Below are 16,523 nucleotides of genomic sequence, written 5' to 3' on the forward strand. Positions count from 1 at the left end.
CCACAGGAGAGGAGTAGCTGAGTCGTGGAACACTTTTATACAAACGAGCGAAATGCTCAAATGTTAATATATTTAATGAAAGCTCACGGAATCAGAAAAGTGATAGCCAGCCCAGGCACCACGAATATGTGCCTGGTCGGCAGCCTGCAGGCGGATCCGTATTTTGAACTGTATTCCTGTGTCGATGAGCGTTCCGCCGCTTACATGGCCTGCGGGATGGCCGCTGAGAGCGGGGAACCGGCAGCCTTAAGCTGTACCGGGGCGACGGCGTCAAGGAACTATCTGCCGGGATTGACGGAGGCATATTACCGCAAGCTGCCGGTTCTTGCCATTACTTCCACACAGCATCCGGGCCGTATCGGGCACAATATGCCGCAGGTGATTGATCGGACGGCGCTGCCGAAGGATACGGTTAAAATAAGTGTTCAGATCCCGGAAATTCATGATGATGAAGATGAATGGGCGTGTGGGACAGCGCTTAATAAGGCCCTGCTGGAACTGCGGCGGGCAGGCGGGGGGCCGGTTCATATCAATCTGGCGACGGGCTACAGCCAGGATTTCTCGGTAAGGGAGCTTCCCGGGACACGAGTGATCCGCCGGATTGGTGATATAGAAGAATTTCCCGCGCTGCCGGAAGGAAGAATCGGCATTTTTGCCGGGGCCCACAGGAGATGGGGGGAAGCGCTGACACAGAGTGTGGACGCCTTCTGTAAACGGTATGGAGCCGCTGTAATATGCGATCATACCAGTAATTATCCGGGACAATATAAGGCTTCTGCCTGCCTGGCGGCGAGCCAGGAGCAGTACCGCTCTCCTTTATGCAGGATGGAGCTGCTGATCCATATCGGGGATATTTCCGGCGCTTATATGAACCTGTCCCCGTCACAGGTCTGGCGTGTCAACCCGGACGGTGAAGTGCGCGATACCTTCCGGGCGCTTCGCTATACGTTTGAGCTGGAGGAAGAGATATTTTTTAAGAGATATGCGGAACAGAGCTTCAGGGAACGTAAGGGGAATAACTGCTTTGAGGAATGGAGCCGGGAGCTTGCCCGTCTGCGCGCAGAGATTCCGGAGCTTCCCTTTTCCAATGTATGGATGGCGCAGCAGACGCTTCCTCTGATCCCGGAGAACAGCGCGCTTTATCTGGGAATTTTAAATTCCCTTCGCTCCTGGAATTTTTTTGATAAGCCGGACGGCGTGGAGGCATATGCGAACACGGGCGGATTTGGGATTGACGGCGGAATCTCCTCCCTCGCAGGAGCGGCCCTGGCGTCCCCTGAAAAGCTGTTTTTCGGGATCACGGGGGATTTGGCTTTTTTCTATGATATGAATATATTCGGAAACCGTCATTTTGCATCAAACATACGGCTTCTTTTGATCAATAACGGGCGCGGCACGGAGTTCAGGAATTACAGCCATCCGGCGGCGCGTTTTGGGGAGAAGGCCGATGCGTTTATGGCGGCGGCCGGCCATTTTGGGAATCAGTCGCGGGAGCTGGTGAAGCATTACGCGCAGGATCTGGGCTTTGAATATATGGCCGTGTCGGGTAAAAAGGAGTATCTGAAGACGATAGAGCGCTTCCTTACGCCAATGCAGACCGAACGGCCAATGCTTTTGGAGGCTTTTACAGACAGCAGTAAGGAGAGCAGGGCGCTTGAAATGATGTGCAATCTGGAGGCATCGGCGGCTGGCAGGGCGAAAAAGCTTGCCAGGAAAGCGCTTGGAGAGAGCGGAGTCCGGATGGTAAAAGGTTTGATAAAGAAAAAGTAAAATGGACTCCCGGAATTTCACAAAATCAGGCGCAGTGGGATTCCGGGAGTACATTCCATTAGGAAGGAGGCAGGCAGATGCGGGTTCTGATGCTGGGCGGGACGGGCGCTATGGGAAGGCCGCTGGCCAAAATTCTGGCTTCGCGGGGGGCGGAGGTCGTGATAACCTCCCGGAGCCGTTCCGGTTCAGATAAAAAGGGGATGGAATACAGGCAGGGGGATGCCCATGACATCGGCTTCCTGAAGCGCCTGTTAAAGGATTTTTATGATGTGATTATTGATTTTATGGTTTACGGCGAAGAGGAATTTTCGCAGCGGCTGGAGTTCTTACTGACTTCCTGCAGCCAGTATGTATTTCTCAGCTCGGGAAGGGTATATGCCGGCTCGGAGTCACGGCTTACAGAAAACTCCCCGAGGCTTTTGGAGAGCTGCGGCGATACGGAGTATCTGAAAACCGATGAGTATGCCCTGTCCAAGGCGAGGCAGGAGGATCGCCTGAGATCTTCGGGATATGCGAACTGGACGATCATCCGGCCATATATTACGTACAGTGAACAGCGCCTGCAGCTCGGGGTTTTTGAAAAGGAGCAGTGGCTGTACCGGGCGCTTAAAGGGCGGACGGTTGTGTTTGCAAAGGATATTGCAGAGAAACAGACTACCTTAACCTGCGGTATGGATGTGGCAGGGGCGCTGGCTAAAATTGCGGGAAACCGAAAGGCTCTTGGGGAGGTGATCCAGCTCGCGGCTCCGTGTGGTATATCGTGGAAGGAGGCGCTGGATATTTATGTGGAGATCCTTGAAGAAAAGACCCGCAGAAGGCCGAACGTTCACTGGATAGATGAATCCGCCCGGATGGCGGGGGATCTCGGAAATATATACCAGTTAAAATACGACAGGCTGTTTCACCGGAGCTTTGACAGCGCGAAGGCGGATCAGATATGCGGGGAAGCGATTGCTTACAGGGATGCCGGGAGCGGCTTAAGGGCCTGCCTGGAAGCATTTCTTGACGGGGACAGGAGATTCAGGGATATATCGTGGAAGACAGAAGCCTATATGGACCGGCTGACAGGGGAACGGACGCCGTTTAAAGAGATACCGTCTTTTAAAATGAAGGCTGCCTATTTCCTGTGGAGGTATATGCCGGGAAGGTGATTCGTACAGCGTCAGGGGGAACAGAATATTGGAGCAGGAAAGCGCTCACAGGAGAGGAGAACATTATGCTTGCATGTATCATATTATTTTTCCGGCGGCTGTGACAGCCGCCTTGCTAAAAGAGGGCGGTGTTTTCAGGGCGTACGGGGAAAGGGCGGATGGCAGGCAAAAGCTCCGGATCGGGGTTGGCGAATTTAAAAACAGCCACTTTACGCTCTGGGTATTTGCCGGGCGGGCCGCCCTGATTGGCACTATGGCGACGGGAATCATCGCTTCCGCGCTCATCCGCCCTGTTTTGATGATTTATATTGACAATAGGCTTTGAAAAAGCTATCCTTTTAGGGAAGGGGGTTCCCGCTCCGCTAATAATATCAGCCACAGCATATAATATATTTGAGAGGTATCTATAATATGGAATATATCGTCAATCTGAATTGGGACAACGAAGCCTGCGTCTGGGTCGCTACGAGTTCCGACATTCCCGGACTTGTTCTTGAATCCGGTTCGTTTGATGCGCTTTTGGAGCGCACACGCATTGCCATACCGGAACTGCTTGCACTTAATTCCTCTTCAAAGCCGCTTTCTGTTTCTTTTGTATCAGAACGTCACGAAAGGATAACTGTGTAATGGCTGAATATGAAAAAAAGGTGCGTGAAATTCTCTTAAAAAATAATTGTTCTTTCAAACGACGCGGCAAGGGCGATCATGATATCTGGTTCAGCCCGATTACAAACCGGCATGTTACAGTTGATACTAAAATCAAATCGCGGCATACTGCAAATGCAATCCTTAAGCAAAGCGGCATTGACTTTAATTTTTGATAATCCCGAACCACTTGCAATCTTATCCATGAACCGATATAATATTAAAAAAAGCGCCCATCCCATCCCCGCGCCGTTTCAGACGCGCGGGAAGCCGGGCGGCGGCTGGAGCGCCTGGAACGGCGCATGGGATGGCAGGACGGAGGATCAGGAGATGAATAACAGACTTTGCGTAATCGGGGAAGCGCTGATTGACTTTATTCCGGACAGGAAGGGCCAGCGCTTAAAGGATGTGTCAGGCTTTAAGCGCGTGGCCGGCGGGGCTCCGGCAAATGTGGCGGGAGCCGTGACGAAACTGGGGATTTCTTCCAAGATGCTGACGAAGCTGGGAGCGGATCCCTTTGGGGATTACATCGAAGAGGTTTTACAGGAGGCGGGGATCGATACGGCCCATATCCGGCGCGACAGCCGCGGGGAGACGGCCCTGGCGTTTGTGTCCCTGGCAGAGGACGGGAACCGGGATTTTAAGTTTTACAGGAGGAACAGCGCGGATCTGTTGTATGCGCCGGAGGAGATTCCGGAGGATGTTCTGGACGACTGCGGGATGATCCATTTCTGCAGCGTGGATCTGATGGAATCGCCGATGAAGGAGGCGCACCGGAAGCTGGTTTCCATGGCGCTTGAGAAAGGGGTTCTTGTCTCTTTTGACCCGAACCTGCGGCCGTCCCTGTGGGGCGACGATGAGGCGATGAAGAAGGCGGTTCTGGAGTTTCTGCCGCTTGCGGATATCGTGAAGATTTCCGATGAGGAGCTGGAGTTTATCACAGGGGAGACAGAGATTGAAAAAGCGCTTGGGACGCTTTCGTCCGGGCGGGCCTGCTGTGTGGTGTACACAAAAGGAGCCGACGGAGCGGAGGTCTATGTAAGGCCAAAGGGGAGCAGCGCGGATCAGTGGACCCGGGCAGAGGCTCCGGGCTTCCGGGTGGAGGCGCGGGATACAACTGGGGCCGGGGATTCCTTTATCGGGGCGTTTTTGTTCTGTATTCTGAGGGACAGGACGGCGGATCCGGGCGCCCTGAGCGCGGACACGCTGACAGGGTATCTGGAGTTTGCCAATGCCTATGCGGCCTATACGACGACCCGCGAGGGCGCTCTGGCGGCCATGGCGGATGCAAAGCAGATGGAAGAATGGCTTGTGTTTTGTAAAAATATGTAGTAAAATCAGATGCGGCGGCGGTTTCGGAAGGGATCGTTACCGCATTTTTTTATTAAAAATAAGGAGAGGAGATAATGGGAAGAGAAAAATTTTCGTCGCGTCTGGGATTTATTCTGATTTCCGCGGGCTGTGCCATCGGCCTGGGAAATGTGTGGAGGTTTCCGTATATTGTGGGCCAGTACGGGGGCGCCGCCTTTGTGCTTATCTATGCGGCCTTTCTTGTGCTTCTCGGTCTTCCGATCATCGTCATGGAGTTTGCCGTGGGGCGCGCCAGCCAGAAGAGCGCGGCGCTTTCCTTTGACGTGCTGGAGCCGAAGGGGAGTAAGTGGCATATTGAAAAATGGTTTGCGATGGCGGGAAATTACCTTTTGATGATGTTTTACACCACGGTCGCAGGCTGGTTATTCTTATATTTTGTCAAAATGGCGGCCGGCGATTTTACCGGGCTTGACGCTGACGGCGTAGCCGGCGAGTTTGGCCGGATGCTTGATAACCCGGCCCTGATGACGTGCTTTATGGTTTTCTGCGTGATTGCCTGCTTCTCCGTGTGCGCCATGGGCCTTCAGAGCGGCGTGGAAAAGATCACAAAGGTGATGATGGTAAGCCTTCTGGCCCTGATGCTTGTGCTGGCTTTTAACTCCGTGCGGATGGAGGGCGGAAAACCGGGCCTGGAATTCTATTTAAAACCGGATTTTTCCAAAATCAGGGAGGCCGGTATCGGAGAGGTGGTTTTCGCCGCCCTGGGGCAGTCCTTTTTCACACTGAGCATCGGCATCGGCGCGCTGGCTATTTTCGGAAGCTATATCGGCAAGGAGCGCAGTCTGACCGGGGAGGCGGTCAATGTGATGGTGTTAGACACCTTCGTGGCTTTTATGGCCGGCCTTATCATCTTCCCGGCGTGCTTTGCCTACGGGATCGAACCGGGACAGGGCCCGAGCCTGATTTTCATTACCCTGCCGAATGTATTTAACCACATGGCAGGCGGCCGGTTCTGGGGAACCTTATTCTTCCTCTTTATGTCCTTTGCCGCCGCGTCCACGGTCATTGCAGTCTTCCAGAATATTGTGTCCTTCGCCACGGATCTCACGGGCTGTTCCGTCAAAAAGGCGGTTTTGGCCAACATGGTATTGATCATCCTTCTCTCCATGCCCTGTGTGCTGGGCTTTAATGTGTGGGGGTTCATCGCTCCCTTCGGAGAGGGCTCTACGGTTCTCGACCTGGAGGACTTCCTGGTGAGCAACAATCTTCTGCCGCTGGGGAGCCTGGCGTATCTGCTGTTCTGCACCAGCCGGTATGGATGGGGGTATGAGGCGTTCATGACCGAGGCCAACACAGGGGCCGGAATGAAATTCCCGCGCTGGGCCAGGGCGTATGTGTCGTATGTGATTCCGGTGGTGGTGCTGATCATATTTGCGCAGGGATACTGGACGAAATTCTTTTAAATGTACCGCGGGGGGACCGGGATCGCGAAGGGGCCGCCGGCGTCAGGTTCTATATCCAAAGGAACCCGTAGAAAACCGCCGGCGCTTAGCGAGGTCTTTTCGAGCTTAGTGTCCGCTGCGTTTTTCACTGAGCGGAAGCGGGGTTTTGTGGGATAGATGTTCTGCCGCGGGCGGCCCCCTCACGCATCTCCCCCGCCCGCATCCAAACCATCCGCAGCATTTCAAAAATAAATTTTGTATTAATTTTTATACAAAATTCCGTCTAAGATCTTAAATTTCCCAATTGTTAAAAAGATTCCACTATGATATACTATACGCGATAGCTTCTGCCCTCTTTATGTGACAAAAATTTCACAAAATGTTTCATAAATCGGGGAAGAAAATCAAACTAGAGAAAGAGGGTTTAATTGATGGGTTTGGCTACATTTATAGGCGGCATTCATCCATACGAGGGAAAAGAACTGTCTGAGGATAAACCAATCAAGGTTCTTGCCCCCTTAAAGGGCGAGGAGATGGTTTATCCGCTGTCCCAGCATATCGGCGCGCCCGCGAAACCGCTGGTGGGCAAGGGCGATCGCGTGCTGAGAGGCCAGATCATCGCAGAGGCCGGGGGCTTTATTTCTGCGAATGTTCTGAGTTCTGTTTCCGGTACTGTGAAAGGGATCGAGCCGAGACTGGTTGCCAATGGAGCGATGGTTCAGTCAATCATCGTGGAGAACGACGGCGAGGAGGAAGCGATTGAGGGTTTTGGCGAGGAGAGGGATTACACGAAGCTCTCCAAGCAGGAGATCCGCGATATCATCAAGGCGGCCGGTATTGTGGGCCTTGGCGGCGCGGGATTCCCGACGCATGTGAAGCTCACTCCCAAGGACGAGGCGGCGATTGACCATGTGATCGTCAACGGAGCGGAGTGCGAGCCGTTTCTGACCAGCGACTACCGGATGATGATGGAGCGGCCGGAGGAGATTATCGGGGGACTGAAGGTGATCCTTTCGCTGTTTGACAATGCAAAGGGGATTATCGGCATTGAAAACAACAAGCCGGAGGCGATTAAGAAGCTGACGGAGATGGTGAAGGATGAGCCGAGGATTGAGGTTTGCCCGCTTCTCACGAAGTACCCGCAGGGCGGCGAGCGCACGCTGATCTACGCGGTGACAAAGCGGGAGATCAATTCCACGATGCTGCCGGCGGACGCGGGCTGCGTGGTTGACAATATCGACACCGTGGCTGCGATCTACAATGCGGTGTGCAGGTCCATTCCGCTGCAGAGAAAGATCATCACCGTGACGGGGGACGCGGTTACGAACCCGCAGAACTTTGAGGTGCGCCTGGGCACGGATTACAAGAGGCTTCTGGAGGCGGCCGGCGGCTTTAAGGACGGCAAAGAGCCGGAGAAGATGATTTCCGGCGGGCCGATGATGGGCCAGGCGTTATTCAGCCTTGATTTCCCGGTTGCCAAGACTTCCTCGGCGCTGACGACCTTCTCAAAGGATCAGGTTGCGGCCATGGAGCCGACGCCGTGCATCCGCTGCGGAAAGTGCGTGGAGGTATGTCCGGAGCACCTGGTTCCCCAGCTTATGATGGACGCGGCGGAGCGCCATGATATGGAGCGCTTCCAGGCATTGAGCGGCATGGAGTGCGTGGAGTGCGGCTGCTGCGCCTTTACCTGCCCGGCCAAGAGGCCGCTGACGCAGGCGTTTAAGGAGCTTAGAAAGGCCGTGGCGGCAAGCCGCAGAAAGTAGGGGGTGTGAAGAAATGGGAAAATTATTTAACGTATCGTCATCACCTCACGTAAGGAGCGCCCACACGACCCAGGCGATCATGCTGGATGTGGCCATTGCGATGCTTCCTGCAAGTATTTACGGTGTATGGCAGTTTGGGATCCATGCGCTGCTGGTTCTGATTGCGACCGTGGCAGCCTGTGTGGTTTCCGAGTATGTATTTGAAAAAGTGATGAAGAAACCGATCACCATTATGGACGGGAGCGCCCTGGTGACGGGTATGATTCTGGCGCTGAATATGCCTCCGCAGATTCCGATCTGGATTCCCATGCTTGGCGGCGTGTTCGCGATCATTATTGTAAAGCAGATGTACGGCGGGCTGGGCCAGAACTTTATGAATCCGGCTCTGGCGGCCAGATGTTTCCTTTTGATTTCCTTTGCGGGAAAGATGACGACCTTCTCCGAGCCGCACTCTGACGCGGTGGCCAGCGCGACGCCGATGGCGATGTTAAAGGCAGGGGAGCAGGTGGATGTGGGCGCCATGTTCATCGGTAATATTTCCGGAACGATCGGCGAGGTTTCCGTGATTGCGCTTCTGATCGGCGCGGCTTACCTGGTGTACAGAAAGGTGATTTCCCTGCGGATTCCGCTTACATACATTGCGACCGTGGCCGTGTTTGCGGCTCTGTGCAGCGGCTTTGACATGACCTACGTGGCGGCTCATTTATGCGGCGGCGGCCTGATGTTCGGCGCATTCTTCATGGCCACAGACTATGTTACAAGCCCGATCACGCCGAAGGGGCAGTACGTGTTCGGCGTGGCCTTAGGTCTTCTGACCGCGCTGTTCCGTATCTTTGGCGGATCGGCAGAGGGCGTGTCCTATGCGATTATTTTCTGTAACATCCTGGTTCCGCTGATCGAGAAGTACACCCTTCCGATTGCTTTTGGTAAGAAGGGAGGTAAAAAATAATGGCAGGTAAATCCGGATTTGTAAAGGACGCCATGACCCTGTTTGCAATCACCCTGATCGCGGGCGTTGCGCTGGGCGGCGTGTATGAAGTGACAAAGGGCCCCATCGAGCAGGCCACGATCGCGGCGAACAATGCGACCTACAAGGAGGTATTTGCCGAAGCGCAGTCTTTTGAGGAGATCGCGGACGCGGATCTGGGGGGCTGCAACGCAGGGCTGGCGGCCAGCGAGTTCGGCAATGTGGGCATTGAGTCCGTTATGGCGGCAAAGGATGCGTCCGGCGCAGACATCGGCCTGGTGGTGAACTCTTATTCCAATGACAGCTACGGCGGCAAGGTGGGAATCTCCGTGGGCCTTAAGGAGGACGGCAGCATCACAGCCATCGGCATCCGTGAGACGAGCGACACGCCGGGCCTGGGACTTAAGGCCAAGGACGCGCCGTTTAAGGATCAGTATATCGGAAAGACGGCGGAAAAGCTTTCCGTGACGAAGTCCGGCAATGCGGGCGACGCGGAGATCAACGCCATCAGCGGCGCGACCATCACGTCCGACGCGGTGACGAACGCGGTCAACGCGGCCCTGTATTATCAGCAGAATTATGCAAATTAACAGGAGGTGGGAAGCATGAACAAAAATATGGAACGTTTATATAACGGCATTATCAAAGAAAACCCAACCTTCGTGTTAATGTTAGGTATGTGCCCGACCCTGGCGGTTACGACCTCCGCCATCAACGGTATCGGCATGGGGCTTTCCACAACAGCCGTTTTGGTATTTTCTAACTTTATTATTTCGCTTCTGCGAAATATCATCCCGGACCGCGTGCGTATTCCGGCGTATATTGTAGTGATTGCCAGCCTTGTTACGGTTGTGCAGCTTCTGATTCAGGGATTTCTGCCCTCGCTTTACTCTGCGCTGGGCATTTATATCCCCCTGATCGTGGTAAACTGTATCATCCTTGGCCGCGCGGAGTCGTATGCGGCGAAGAATGATCCGATCTCTTCCGCGTTTGACGGTATCGGCATGGGCCTCGGCTTTACAATTGCCTTAACCTGCATCGGCCTTTTCCGTGAGCTTCTGGGCGCCGGCGCGGTGTTCGGCCAGCAGATTATCCCGGAGGATTACCATATCTCCATTTTCATCCTGGCGCCGGGCGCATTCTTCGTGCTGTCCATCCTGACCGCGCTGCAGAACAAGTTCAAAGCGCCGTCTGCGACAAACGGTTCCGCTCCGAAGTCCAGCGCGCTGGTGTGCGGCGGAAACTGTGCTTCCTGCATGGGCGCTGCCTGTGCGGAGAACCACTTAAAGCTTGCTGAAAAGGCGGCCGAGGAGGCGGCGAAGGCGGCTGCGGCCAAGAAAGCGGCGGCAGAGAAGGCCCTGGCGGCCAAGAAGGCGGCTGAGGCGGCGAAAGCGGCTGAAGCCGGCAAAACGGAATAAGGAGGAATGGGAAAATGAAAGAATTGCTTTTAATTGCCATCGGTTCCGCCCTGGTAAATAATGTTGTACTCAGCCAGTTCCTTGGCCTGTGCCCGTTCCTTGGCGTTTCCAAGAAGGTAGAGACGTCTGCCGGCATGGGCGCGGCTGTTATCTTTGTTATCACGATCGCCTCCGCTGTGGCGAGCCTGATCTATGATTTTATCCTGGAGCCGAGCGGTATGGCCTATTTGCAGACGATCGTGTTTATCCTCGTTATCGCGGGCCTGGTACAGTTTGTGGAGATGTTCTTAAAGAAGAACATGGTTTCCCTTTATGAGTCTCTGGGCGTGTACCTTCCGCTGATTACGACGAACTGCGCCGTTCTGGGCGTGGCTCTGACCAATGTAACCAAGGCTTATAATTTTATTCAGAGCGTTGTGAACGGCATCGGTATTTCCGTTGGATTTACGATTGCCATCATCCTGCTTGCAGGCGTGCGCGAGCGCATTGAGCACAACGACGTTCCTTATAACTTCCAGGGATCCCCGATCGTGCTGATCACGGCAGGCCTTATGTCAATTGCATTTTTCGGATTTTCCGGATTAATTTAAAGGGGGAAACGGAGGATGAATATTACTGGTATTATCATTGCGGCCGTTATCGTGGGCGTGACCGGCATCATCGTCGGCATGCTCTTAGGCGTGGCCAGCGAGAAGTTTAAAGTTGAGGTAGATGAAAAAGAGGTTCTTGTCAGAGCGGAGCTGCCGGGAAACAACTGCGGCGGCTGCGGCTTCCCGGGCTGTGACGGCCTTGCAAAGGCGATCGCGCAGGGGACGGCGGCTGTAGACGCCTGTCCGGTAGGCGGCGCGCCTGTGGGGGCGAAGATCGCGGCCATCATGGGCGTTGAGGCCGGCGGCAGCGAGAAGAAGGTGGCTTTTGTAAAGTGTAAGGGCACCTGCGATAAGACGAGGACGCAGTACAACTACTATGGAATCAAGGACTGTAAGATGGCCGGCGTGGTTCCGGGCGCGGGCGACAAAGCCTGCTCCTATGGATGTATGGGATTTGGCTCCTGCGTGGCGGCCTGTCAGTTTGATGCGATCCATGTGGTGGACGGCATTGCGGTGGTGGATAAGGAGAAGTGCGTGGCCTGCGGCAAATGTGTGGCGGCCTGCCCGCAGCACCTGATTGACCTTGTACCGTATAAGGCGGAGCATCTGGTGCAGTGTAACTCCCACGATAAGGGACCGGCTGTGAAGGCGAAGTGCGACAATGGATGTATTGGGTGTACGCTCTGCACGAAGCAGTGTGAGTTTGACGCGATCCATATGGATAACAATGTGGCTGTGATTGATTACGAGAAGTGTACGAACTGCGGTAAGTGCGCGGCGAAGTGCCCGGCGAAGATTATTCTGTAAGCGTGCGCGGGGGATTTGTTGTGAAGGGGGCCGCCGGCGGCGGGCTGTGGATCGCAAATCTCAGGCTGCATGAAATGAGTAGGTTTAAAATTCGCTTTTGAGTTATGAAAAAGCAGACGGCAAAATGCGTGGTGACGCCTGAGTGTGTCATGGGCGTGGGTTGCCGTCTGTTTTTTCATTATAGAGGAGTGTGTCAGCAGGCGTGCAGAGGGCGCGGATAGCGGGCGTTTTTTACTCGCGAATTAATGCAATGCTGTAGCAGGCTGTCTGAATGGTTATACTCTGGAACAGGGAGGGGAGATGTATGCTGTCAGTTGCCGTGTGCGACGATGCGGTTTTGGAATGCGCGGATCTGGCGAGGCGGATCCGGGAGGTATTGGGGCGGGAGGGGATCGGCGCGGCTGTGAAGCGGTTTTTTGCGGGCCGGGATCTGCTGGAGGCCGGGGAGGCGTTTGATCTGGTTTTTCTGGATATCCGTATGCCGGGCATGGACGGGATGGAGCTGGCGAAGCGGCTGCGCGGGAAACAGCCTGATATGATGCTGATCTTTGTCACGTCTGCGAGCGAGTATGTGTTTGAGGCGTATGATGTGGAGGCGTTTCATTATCTTGTGAAGCCTGTTTCCGAGGAGAAGCTGCGGGAGGTTCTTTTGCACGCGGCGGGGAAGATTTGCGGAAGGGAGGAGGCGGGGTATCTGCTGGTTTCGTCGAAGAAAGGGACCGGGAAGGTGAGGCTTAAGGATATTGTGTATATGGAGGCCAGGGGGAGGCTGGTGGATATCCACTGTATGCAGGAGACGGTGACGGTTTCGGAGGCGCTGGGACGGCTGGAGGAGAAGCTTGCGGGGCGGGATTTTTTCCGCTGCCATAAGGGGTATCTGATTAATCTGCGGTTTGTGGATGGTTTTCAGAAAACGCAGATTATGATGGAGAATGGGGATGTTGTCCTGCTGGCCAGGAGGCGGTATGATGATTTTGCCAGGGAAATCCTGAAATTTATGAAGCGGGAGGGCGGTATTCTGTGAGTGTGGATCTGCGGGTAAATGATCCGGCTGTGTGGTTTTTGGCGGGGAAATATGCGGCCTGGGCATTCTTTTATGGCTTGGAGATATTTACGGCGCTGCGCATCCAGGAGGGATTTTTCCGCCCTGCGCGGGTATCTGCAGAGGCAAACCGGGCGCGGTGCCTGACGCTTTTGTTCGCGTTTTTTTTGCTGGCGGATGCGCTGGGGAAGCTGGCCGGCAATTATCTGTTGTTTGCGGTTTTAAGGCAGGCGGCTTTTTTGTTTGTGTGTACGGCTTTTTTTGCGGGAAAGACATGGATGAAGCTGTTTACGGCCGCTATGCTGCTGGCTGTGATGGATTTTTCCTGGAACGGGCTGGAGGCGGCCTTATCGGCGGCGCGCCTGGTTTTGTTTCACAGCCGGAGCGAGATGGCGCTGATGCTCGCCTCCTGCCTGTCGTACCTCGGCGCGGCGGGAGCCCTGCGGGCGAGTTTCAGGCGGCTGAAATTAAAGATGGAGATGTTTTCGCCGCGCTGCGCGAAGGCGATGCTGATCCCTGTATGCGTACTGCTGTTTTTGACGGATGTGGTGAATTTCGGCGCCAGCCGGGGCGTTTCCATGGTGTCGGATGTCAATGGGGAGGCGTACTGGGATCCGTATTTGAATGAGTTGTTTACTCATTTAGGATGTATGGTGCTGGCAATTTTAAGTATTACAGTTGTATTATGTCTGGCAGACGCGATGAACCGGACGATGCAGTATGAGGTGTCAGAGCAGGTGCACCGGGCGAAGGCGGCGCATTATCAGGCGCTTTTGAAGGAGCGCAGGGAGCAGGCGGGGCTGCGGCATGACATGAGGAATCATTTTATTGCTGTGTCAGGGCTGTTAAAGAAGCGGGACTACGAAAGGCTGGAGCAATATGTGGAACGGCTGTGCGAGAGCGGCGGACTGACGGACGGGGAGATACGGACCGGGAACCCGGCGGTGGACGCGATTGTGAATTTGAAGCGGCGCGAGGCGCGGGAGATGGGGATTGCCTTTGCGTGCGATATGAATCTGGCGGGACTGGCGGGGATTGAGGACTTTGATCTCTGTATTCTGCTGGGAAATCTCCTGGATAATGCGATCCACGCCCAGAGCCGGGTGGAGGAGGGGAGACGGCGCATCGCCGTGCGGGCGGAGATCGTGAAGCGGTATGCGGTGTTTGAGATCCGCAATGCGCTGGGGGAGGGGGAAGATAAAACGGGGTTTGGGGAAGAACGGTATGGGATTGGGCTGATGAATGTGCAGCAGATTGTGGAGCGGAATGGGGGGATTTTGGATATTGCGGCAAGGGACGGGGAGTTTTTTGTGTCGGTGATGATGGAGGCGGGGCATGGGGCGTTGTGACTTTTGCTGCGCTGCACGCACAAAAAACACTTAGCGGAATACTGCCCGTGAATCGTAACCGCGGATCCATACAGCCCTGCGCATTGTTTTTCAATCATGCTTTACACGTCATCTGCTTATCTGGTACAATGAATGTGTCATAATAAAAACGTATTTTTCAGAAAGAGGTGTATGATATGCCAAGTGCAGCAGGCATTATCAGGGACTCGATTATAGAGTTTTCAAGGTTACAAAATTGGATGCAGTCTGTCAAAGATAAAGATCCGGCGACCTATCAGTCCATGCATGAAAGGTATATTGAACTGAAGGTTACATTAGTAAGTTTAGGCGTAAATTTAACAGAGCTCGATCGGATAAAAGATTAGCGCGCCAGTCCATTAGTACAGCGCGCGGCGCCTGACCGTATATGACAGAAATCAGGCCGTTTGTTCCCGCATGGTTAAACAAAAACTTTTTTGGCCGAAGAAACCGTTATGATATCTGTGCATTCCCGGATTCTCACAGCGCCTGCCTTTGCGGCTGATGTTCCGGGAGTCTGGAAAAAGGAGGTTTTTTATGAAAGCAGGAACTATGAACGGCCTGATCGGCGCGAATATGAATGTGAAGCTGGCAGAGACGCCGATGCGCGTGTACAGCGAGGCAGAGGCAAAGGGCGATACAGGGGCCATGGAACGCGCCATGGGGTATGCGGAGGAATTTTCGCAGAAGGCAAAGGAGTGCAGCGACGAGGCGAAGGAAGCGATGAAAAGCGAGGTAAAGGAGGAGAAAAAGGAGCAGGAGGCCCTGATCGAACGGCGCAGGGAGGAAGCGGCGGCGCGGCGCGGCGAGACATCCGGGAGACTTCCGGAGCCGGTGGATACGGCTGAGATCAGCGAGGAGGGAAAGAAGGCTTCACAAGGAGCGGCAGCGCCCGCAGGAACCGGCGCAGGCGGGCCGGCCGCGGCGGATATCGCGAAGACGTATACGGAGAGCGGAGGCGCGGTGGATATGCAGGCCGCAGAGCCGCAGATCTGCGTGAAAGCCTGACAGCTTAGTTAAGCGAAGTGAGCGATTGCGATGTGTTGTTGTCGTGAGAGGGCCGCTATCGTCAGATTCTAAATCCGTAAGGAACCCCGCTCCCGCTCGGAGAAAAGCGCAGCGGAAGCAGGGTTTTGCCGGATACAGGAGCTGGCGACGGCGGCCCCCTCACAATGAACCATAGCTCACATACATCTTAACTAATGCCATTGGTTCTGATTTCTGAACGGTTGCTAATTGACTCCATGAGAGGTATTTCAATCTGCACGATATAATCTTCGATCCGCTGTGCGACGGTCTCATTGATCCCTTTTTCATAGGAATATCCGCACAGTTTCAGCCCCTGCCTGCCGGCATACTCTAAGATTTCCCGGTAGCGCTGCGGGATTCCTTCCCAATTTCCCTTATAGAAAGCCCTCAAATAGCGCCCCTTTGGCTGTATATGCAGGCCGTTTTTGCGCCTGAGGAAGGGGATCTCGATGAAGAGCCTGGTATAGTCGTCAAAATGGCCGCTTTGCAGGCTGGCAACGGGGATCATGGAGCCGTAGAAGGCGTCATGCAGGCGGCCTGGAATGTACCGGGCTGTCTCGACTGTGACCAGCTCCACTGCTTTTTCAAATGTGGTGTCCCGGCCGATATCCACGGTCACCAGGCAGCGTTCTTCCTTTTCCACGATGCTGATTTCCGACAGATTAAGGGTCAGCAGGGCGTCCATATCCTGGCAGTGGCTGTGTAAGGTTTTCCGGATCGCCGTCAGGCGCATGAGCTGGCGATCCAGGTCGGCGATCCGCTCCGTAAGGAGGCGCTTCATGGTTTCAGCGGAGCGGTTTTTCATGAAATCCTGTATTTCCGGCAGGGGTACGTCCAGCTCCCGCAGGAGCAGGATGATCTCCAGGATGGGGCTCTGGTGATACGTATAGTAGCGGTAGCCATTTTCGGGGTTCACGGCGGCGGGCTTAAAGAGCCCTATCTCATCATACCACATCAGCGTTTTTTTGTTGACGCCGTGCAGGGCGGCGAACTGGCCGATTGTGAGGCGTTTATTTTTTTTATCCATTTTCATGCTCCTGAAATATTTTTTTAAATTGTATACATTTTGCTATTGACCATACTGTTACTGTACGGTTTATGATACTACATGCAGGAAACAAACGCAAGCTGTAAAGACAGAACAAAAGTCCAGCTAAGAAATGTCAATAGGTAAAATGAAAAATGTTTAAAAAGTTTTTTTCAAGCAACTGATGTAAAAAA

At 54.2% G+C, this 16,523-nt stretch carries 18 protein-coding genes; 17 read left to right on the forward strand and 1 reads right to left on the reverse strand.

Translation table 11 applies throughout. The annotated features are described in order from the left end of the window. The first annotated feature begins 24 nt into the window (after window positions 1-24). The 17 genes from NFS31_RS17805 (at window position 25) to NFS31_RS17885 (ending at window position 15,281) form a co-directional block, all read left to right on the forward strand. Window positions 25-1,770: a thiamine pyrophosphate-binding protein gene (locus NFS31_RS17805; protein ID WP_465223439.1), complete on the forward strand. Its 1,746-nt coding sequence runs from the start codon at window positions 25-27 to the stop codon at window positions 1,768-1,770. Window positions 1,771-1,847: 77 nt separating this feature from the next. Next, window positions 1,848-2,921, forward strand: coding sequence for an NAD-dependent epimerase/dehydratase family protein (locus tag NFS31_RS17810; RefSeq protein WP_251498023.1), 1,074 nt, complete (start codon window positions 1,848-1,850; stop codon window positions 2,919-2,921). A gap of 73 nt (window positions 2,922-2,994) precedes the next feature. Next, window positions 2,995-3,246: a hypothetical protein gene (locus tag NFS31_RS17815; protein WP_251498029.1), complete on the forward strand. Its 252-nt coding sequence runs from the start codon at window positions 2,995-2,997 to the stop codon at window positions 3,244-3,246. An 86-nt stretch (window positions 3,247-3,332) separates the two neighbouring features. Continuing rightward, window positions 3,333-3,548 (forward strand): DUF1902 domain-containing protein, encoded by a 216-nt coding sequence (locus NFS31_RS17820; protein ID WP_251498033.1) that lies wholly within the window; start codon window positions 3,333-3,335, stop codon window positions 3,546-3,548. Then, window positions 3,548-3,742, forward strand: a complete 195-nt coding sequence (locus NFS31_RS17825) for a type II toxin-antitoxin system HicA family toxin (protein ID WP_251498039.1) — start codon at window positions 3,548-3,550, stop codon at window positions 3,740-3,742. The genes NFS31_RS17820 and NFS31_RS17825 overlap by 1 nt, the downstream gene beginning before the upstream one ends. Window positions 3,743-3,770: 28 nt before the next feature. Next, the gene (locus tag NFS31_RS17830) at window positions 3,771-4,898 is read left to right on the forward strand and encodes a carbohydrate kinase family protein (protein ID WP_331482747.1); all 1,128 of its coding nucleotides are present in this window, start codon (window positions 3,771-3,773) and stop codon (window positions 4,896-4,898) included. 74 nt (window positions 4,899-4,972) lie between these two features. Then, window positions 4,973-6,340, forward strand: coding sequence for a sodium-dependent transporter (locus tag NFS31_RS17835; RefSeq protein WP_251498045.1), 1,368 nt, complete (start codon window positions 4,973-4,975; stop codon window positions 6,338-6,340). A gap of 410 nt (window positions 6,341-6,750) precedes the next feature. Continuing rightward, entirely contained in the window at window positions 6,751-8,082 is a 1,332-nt protein-coding gene (gene rsxC / locus NFS31_RS17840) for an electron transport complex subunit RsxC (RefSeq protein WP_251498049.1), read from the forward strand. Between the two features lie 13 nt (window positions 8,083-8,095). Next, complete coding sequence (locus NFS31_RS17845; protein WP_251498053.1) at window positions 8,096-9,031, forward strand: RnfABCDGE type electron transport complex subunit D; 936 nt, start codon at window positions 8,096-8,098, stop codon at window positions 9,029-9,031. Beyond that, entirely contained in the window at window positions 9,031-9,639 is a 609-nt protein-coding gene (locus NFS31_RS17850; RefSeq protein WP_251498057.1) for an FMN-binding protein, read from the forward strand. The genes NFS31_RS17845 and NFS31_RS17850 overlap by 1 nt, the downstream gene beginning before the upstream one ends. A gap of 15 nt (window positions 9,640-9,654) precedes the next feature. Continuing rightward, the gene (gene rsxE / locus NFS31_RS17855) at window positions 9,655-10,467 is read left to right on the forward strand and encodes an electron transport complex subunit RsxE (protein ID WP_251498060.1); all 813 of its coding nucleotides are present in this window, start codon (window positions 9,655-9,657) and stop codon (window positions 10,465-10,467) included. Between the two features lie 14 nt (window positions 10,468-10,481). After that, window positions 10,482-11,057 carry an electron transport complex subunit RsxA gene (gene rsxA / locus NFS31_RS17860; RefSeq protein WP_251498065.1) on the forward strand — a complete coding sequence of 192 codons (576 nt, stop codon included), beginning with the start codon at window positions 10,482-10,484 and terminating at the stop codon, window positions 11,055-11,057. A 15-nt stretch (window positions 11,058-11,072) separates the two neighbouring features. Beyond that, window positions 11,073-11,864 (forward strand): RnfABCDGE type electron transport complex subunit B, encoded by a 792-nt coding sequence (locus NFS31_RS17865; RefSeq protein ID WP_251498068.1) that lies wholly within the window; start codon window positions 11,073-11,075, stop codon window positions 11,862-11,864. Between the two features lie 304 nt (window positions 11,865-12,168). After that, a complete protein-coding gene (locus NFS31_RS17870) occupies window positions 12,169-12,888 on the forward strand; it encodes a LytR/AlgR family response regulator transcription factor (protein ID WP_251498070.1) in 720 nt (239 codons plus the stop codon). Then, on the forward strand, window positions 12,885-14,255 hold the full coding sequence (locus NFS31_RS17875; protein ID WP_251498073.1) for a sensor histidine kinase: 1,371 nt from the start codon (window positions 12,885-12,887) through the stop codon (window positions 14,253-14,255). Before NFS31_RS17870 ends, NFS31_RS17875 begins: the two co-directional genes overlap by 4 nt. 176 nt (window positions 14,256-14,431) lie before the next feature. Continuing rightward, complete coding sequence (locus NFS31_RS17880; RefSeq protein ID WP_251498076.1) at window positions 14,432-14,620, forward strand: hypothetical protein; 189 nt, start codon at window positions 14,432-14,434, stop codon at window positions 14,618-14,620. A 190-nt stretch (window positions 14,621-14,810) separates the two neighbouring features. Beyond that, window positions 14,811-15,281, forward strand: coding sequence for a hypothetical protein (locus NFS31_RS17885; RefSeq protein ID WP_251498079.1), 471 nt, complete (start codon window positions 14,811-14,813; stop codon window positions 15,279-15,281). Between the two features lie 187 nt (window positions 15,282-15,468). On the opposite strand, the gene NFS31_RS17890 is transcribed toward NFS31_RS17885, so the two are convergent. Further along, window positions 15,469-16,329 carry a MerR family transcriptional regulator gene (locus NFS31_RS17890; protein ID WP_251498082.1) on the reverse strand — a complete coding sequence of 287 codons (861 nt, stop codon included), beginning with the start codon at window positions 16,327-16,329 and terminating at the stop codon, window positions 15,469-15,471. Window positions 16,330-16,523: the final 194 nt, after the last annotated feature.

Origin of the sequence: Otoolea muris (genome assembly GCF_943193115.1) — a bacterium.
GTDB classification, from domain to species: Bacteria; Bacillota; Clostridia; order Lachnospirales; family Lachnospiraceae; genus Otoolea; species Otoolea muris.

What these genes read in the sequence shown, in the direction of transcription:
- NFS31_RS17870 (WP_251498070.1), top strand. Translation starts at nt 12,169, where the DNA reads ATGCTGTCAGTTGCCGTGTGCGACGATGCGGTTTTGGAATGCGCGGAT.
- NFS31_RS17830 (WP_331482747.1), top strand. Translation starts at nt 3,771, where the DNA reads ATGAACCGATATAATATTAAAAAAAGCGCCCATCCCATCCCCGCGCCG.
- NFS31_RS17885 (WP_251498079.1), top strand. Translation starts at nt 14,811, where the DNA reads ATGAAAGCAGGAACTATGAACGGCCTGATCGGCGCGAATATGAATGTG.
- rsxC (WP_251498049.1), top strand. Translation starts at nt 6,751, where the DNA reads ATGGGTTTGGCTACATTTATAGGCGGCATTCATCCATACGAGGGAAAA.
- rsxA (WP_251498065.1), top strand. Translation starts at nt 10,482, where the DNA reads ATGAAAGAATTGCTTTTAATTGCCATCGGTTCCGCCCTGGTAAATAAT.
- NFS31_RS17815 (WP_251498029.1), top strand. Translation starts at nt 2,995, where the DNA reads ATGTATCATATTATTTTTCCGGCGGCTGTGACAGCCGCCTTGCTAAAA.
- NFS31_RS17890 (WP_251498082.1), bottom strand. Translation starts at nt 16,329, where the DNA reads ATGGATAAAAAAAATAAACGCCTCACAATCGGCCAGTTCGCCGCCCTG.
- NFS31_RS17865 (WP_251498068.1), top strand. Translation starts at nt 11,073, where the DNA reads ATGAATATTACTGGTATTATCATTGCGGCCGTTATCGTGGGCGTGACC.
- NFS31_RS17835 (WP_251498045.1), top strand. Translation starts at nt 4,973, where the DNA reads ATGGGAAGAGAAAAATTTTCGTCGCGTCTGGGATTTATTCTGATTTCC.
- NFS31_RS17845 (WP_251498053.1), top strand. Translation starts at nt 8,096, where the DNA reads ATGGGAAAATTATTTAACGTATCGTCATCACCTCACGTAAGGAGCGCC.
- NFS31_RS17825 (WP_251498039.1), top strand. Translation starts at nt 3,548, where the DNA reads ATGGCTGAATATGAAAAAAAGGTGCGTGAAATTCTCTTAAAAAATAAT.
- NFS31_RS17810 (WP_251498023.1), top strand. Translation starts at nt 1,848, where the DNA reads ATGCGGGTTCTGATGCTGGGCGGGACGGGCGCTATGGGAAGGCCGCTG.
- rsxE (WP_251498060.1), top strand. Translation starts at nt 9,655, where the DNA reads ATGAACAAAAATATGGAACGTTTATATAACGGCATTATCAAAGAAAAC.
- NFS31_RS17850 (WP_251498057.1), top strand. Translation starts at nt 9,031, where the DNA reads ATGGCAGGTAAATCCGGATTTGTAAAGGACGCCATGACCCTGTTTGCA.
- NFS31_RS17880 (WP_251498076.1), top strand. Translation starts at nt 14,432, where the DNA reads ATGCCAAGTGCAGCAGGCATTATCAGGGACTCGATTATAGAGTTTTCA.
- NFS31_RS17820 (WP_251498033.1), top strand. Translation starts at nt 3,333, where the DNA reads ATGGAATATATCGTCAATCTGAATTGGGACAACGAAGCCTGCGTCTGG.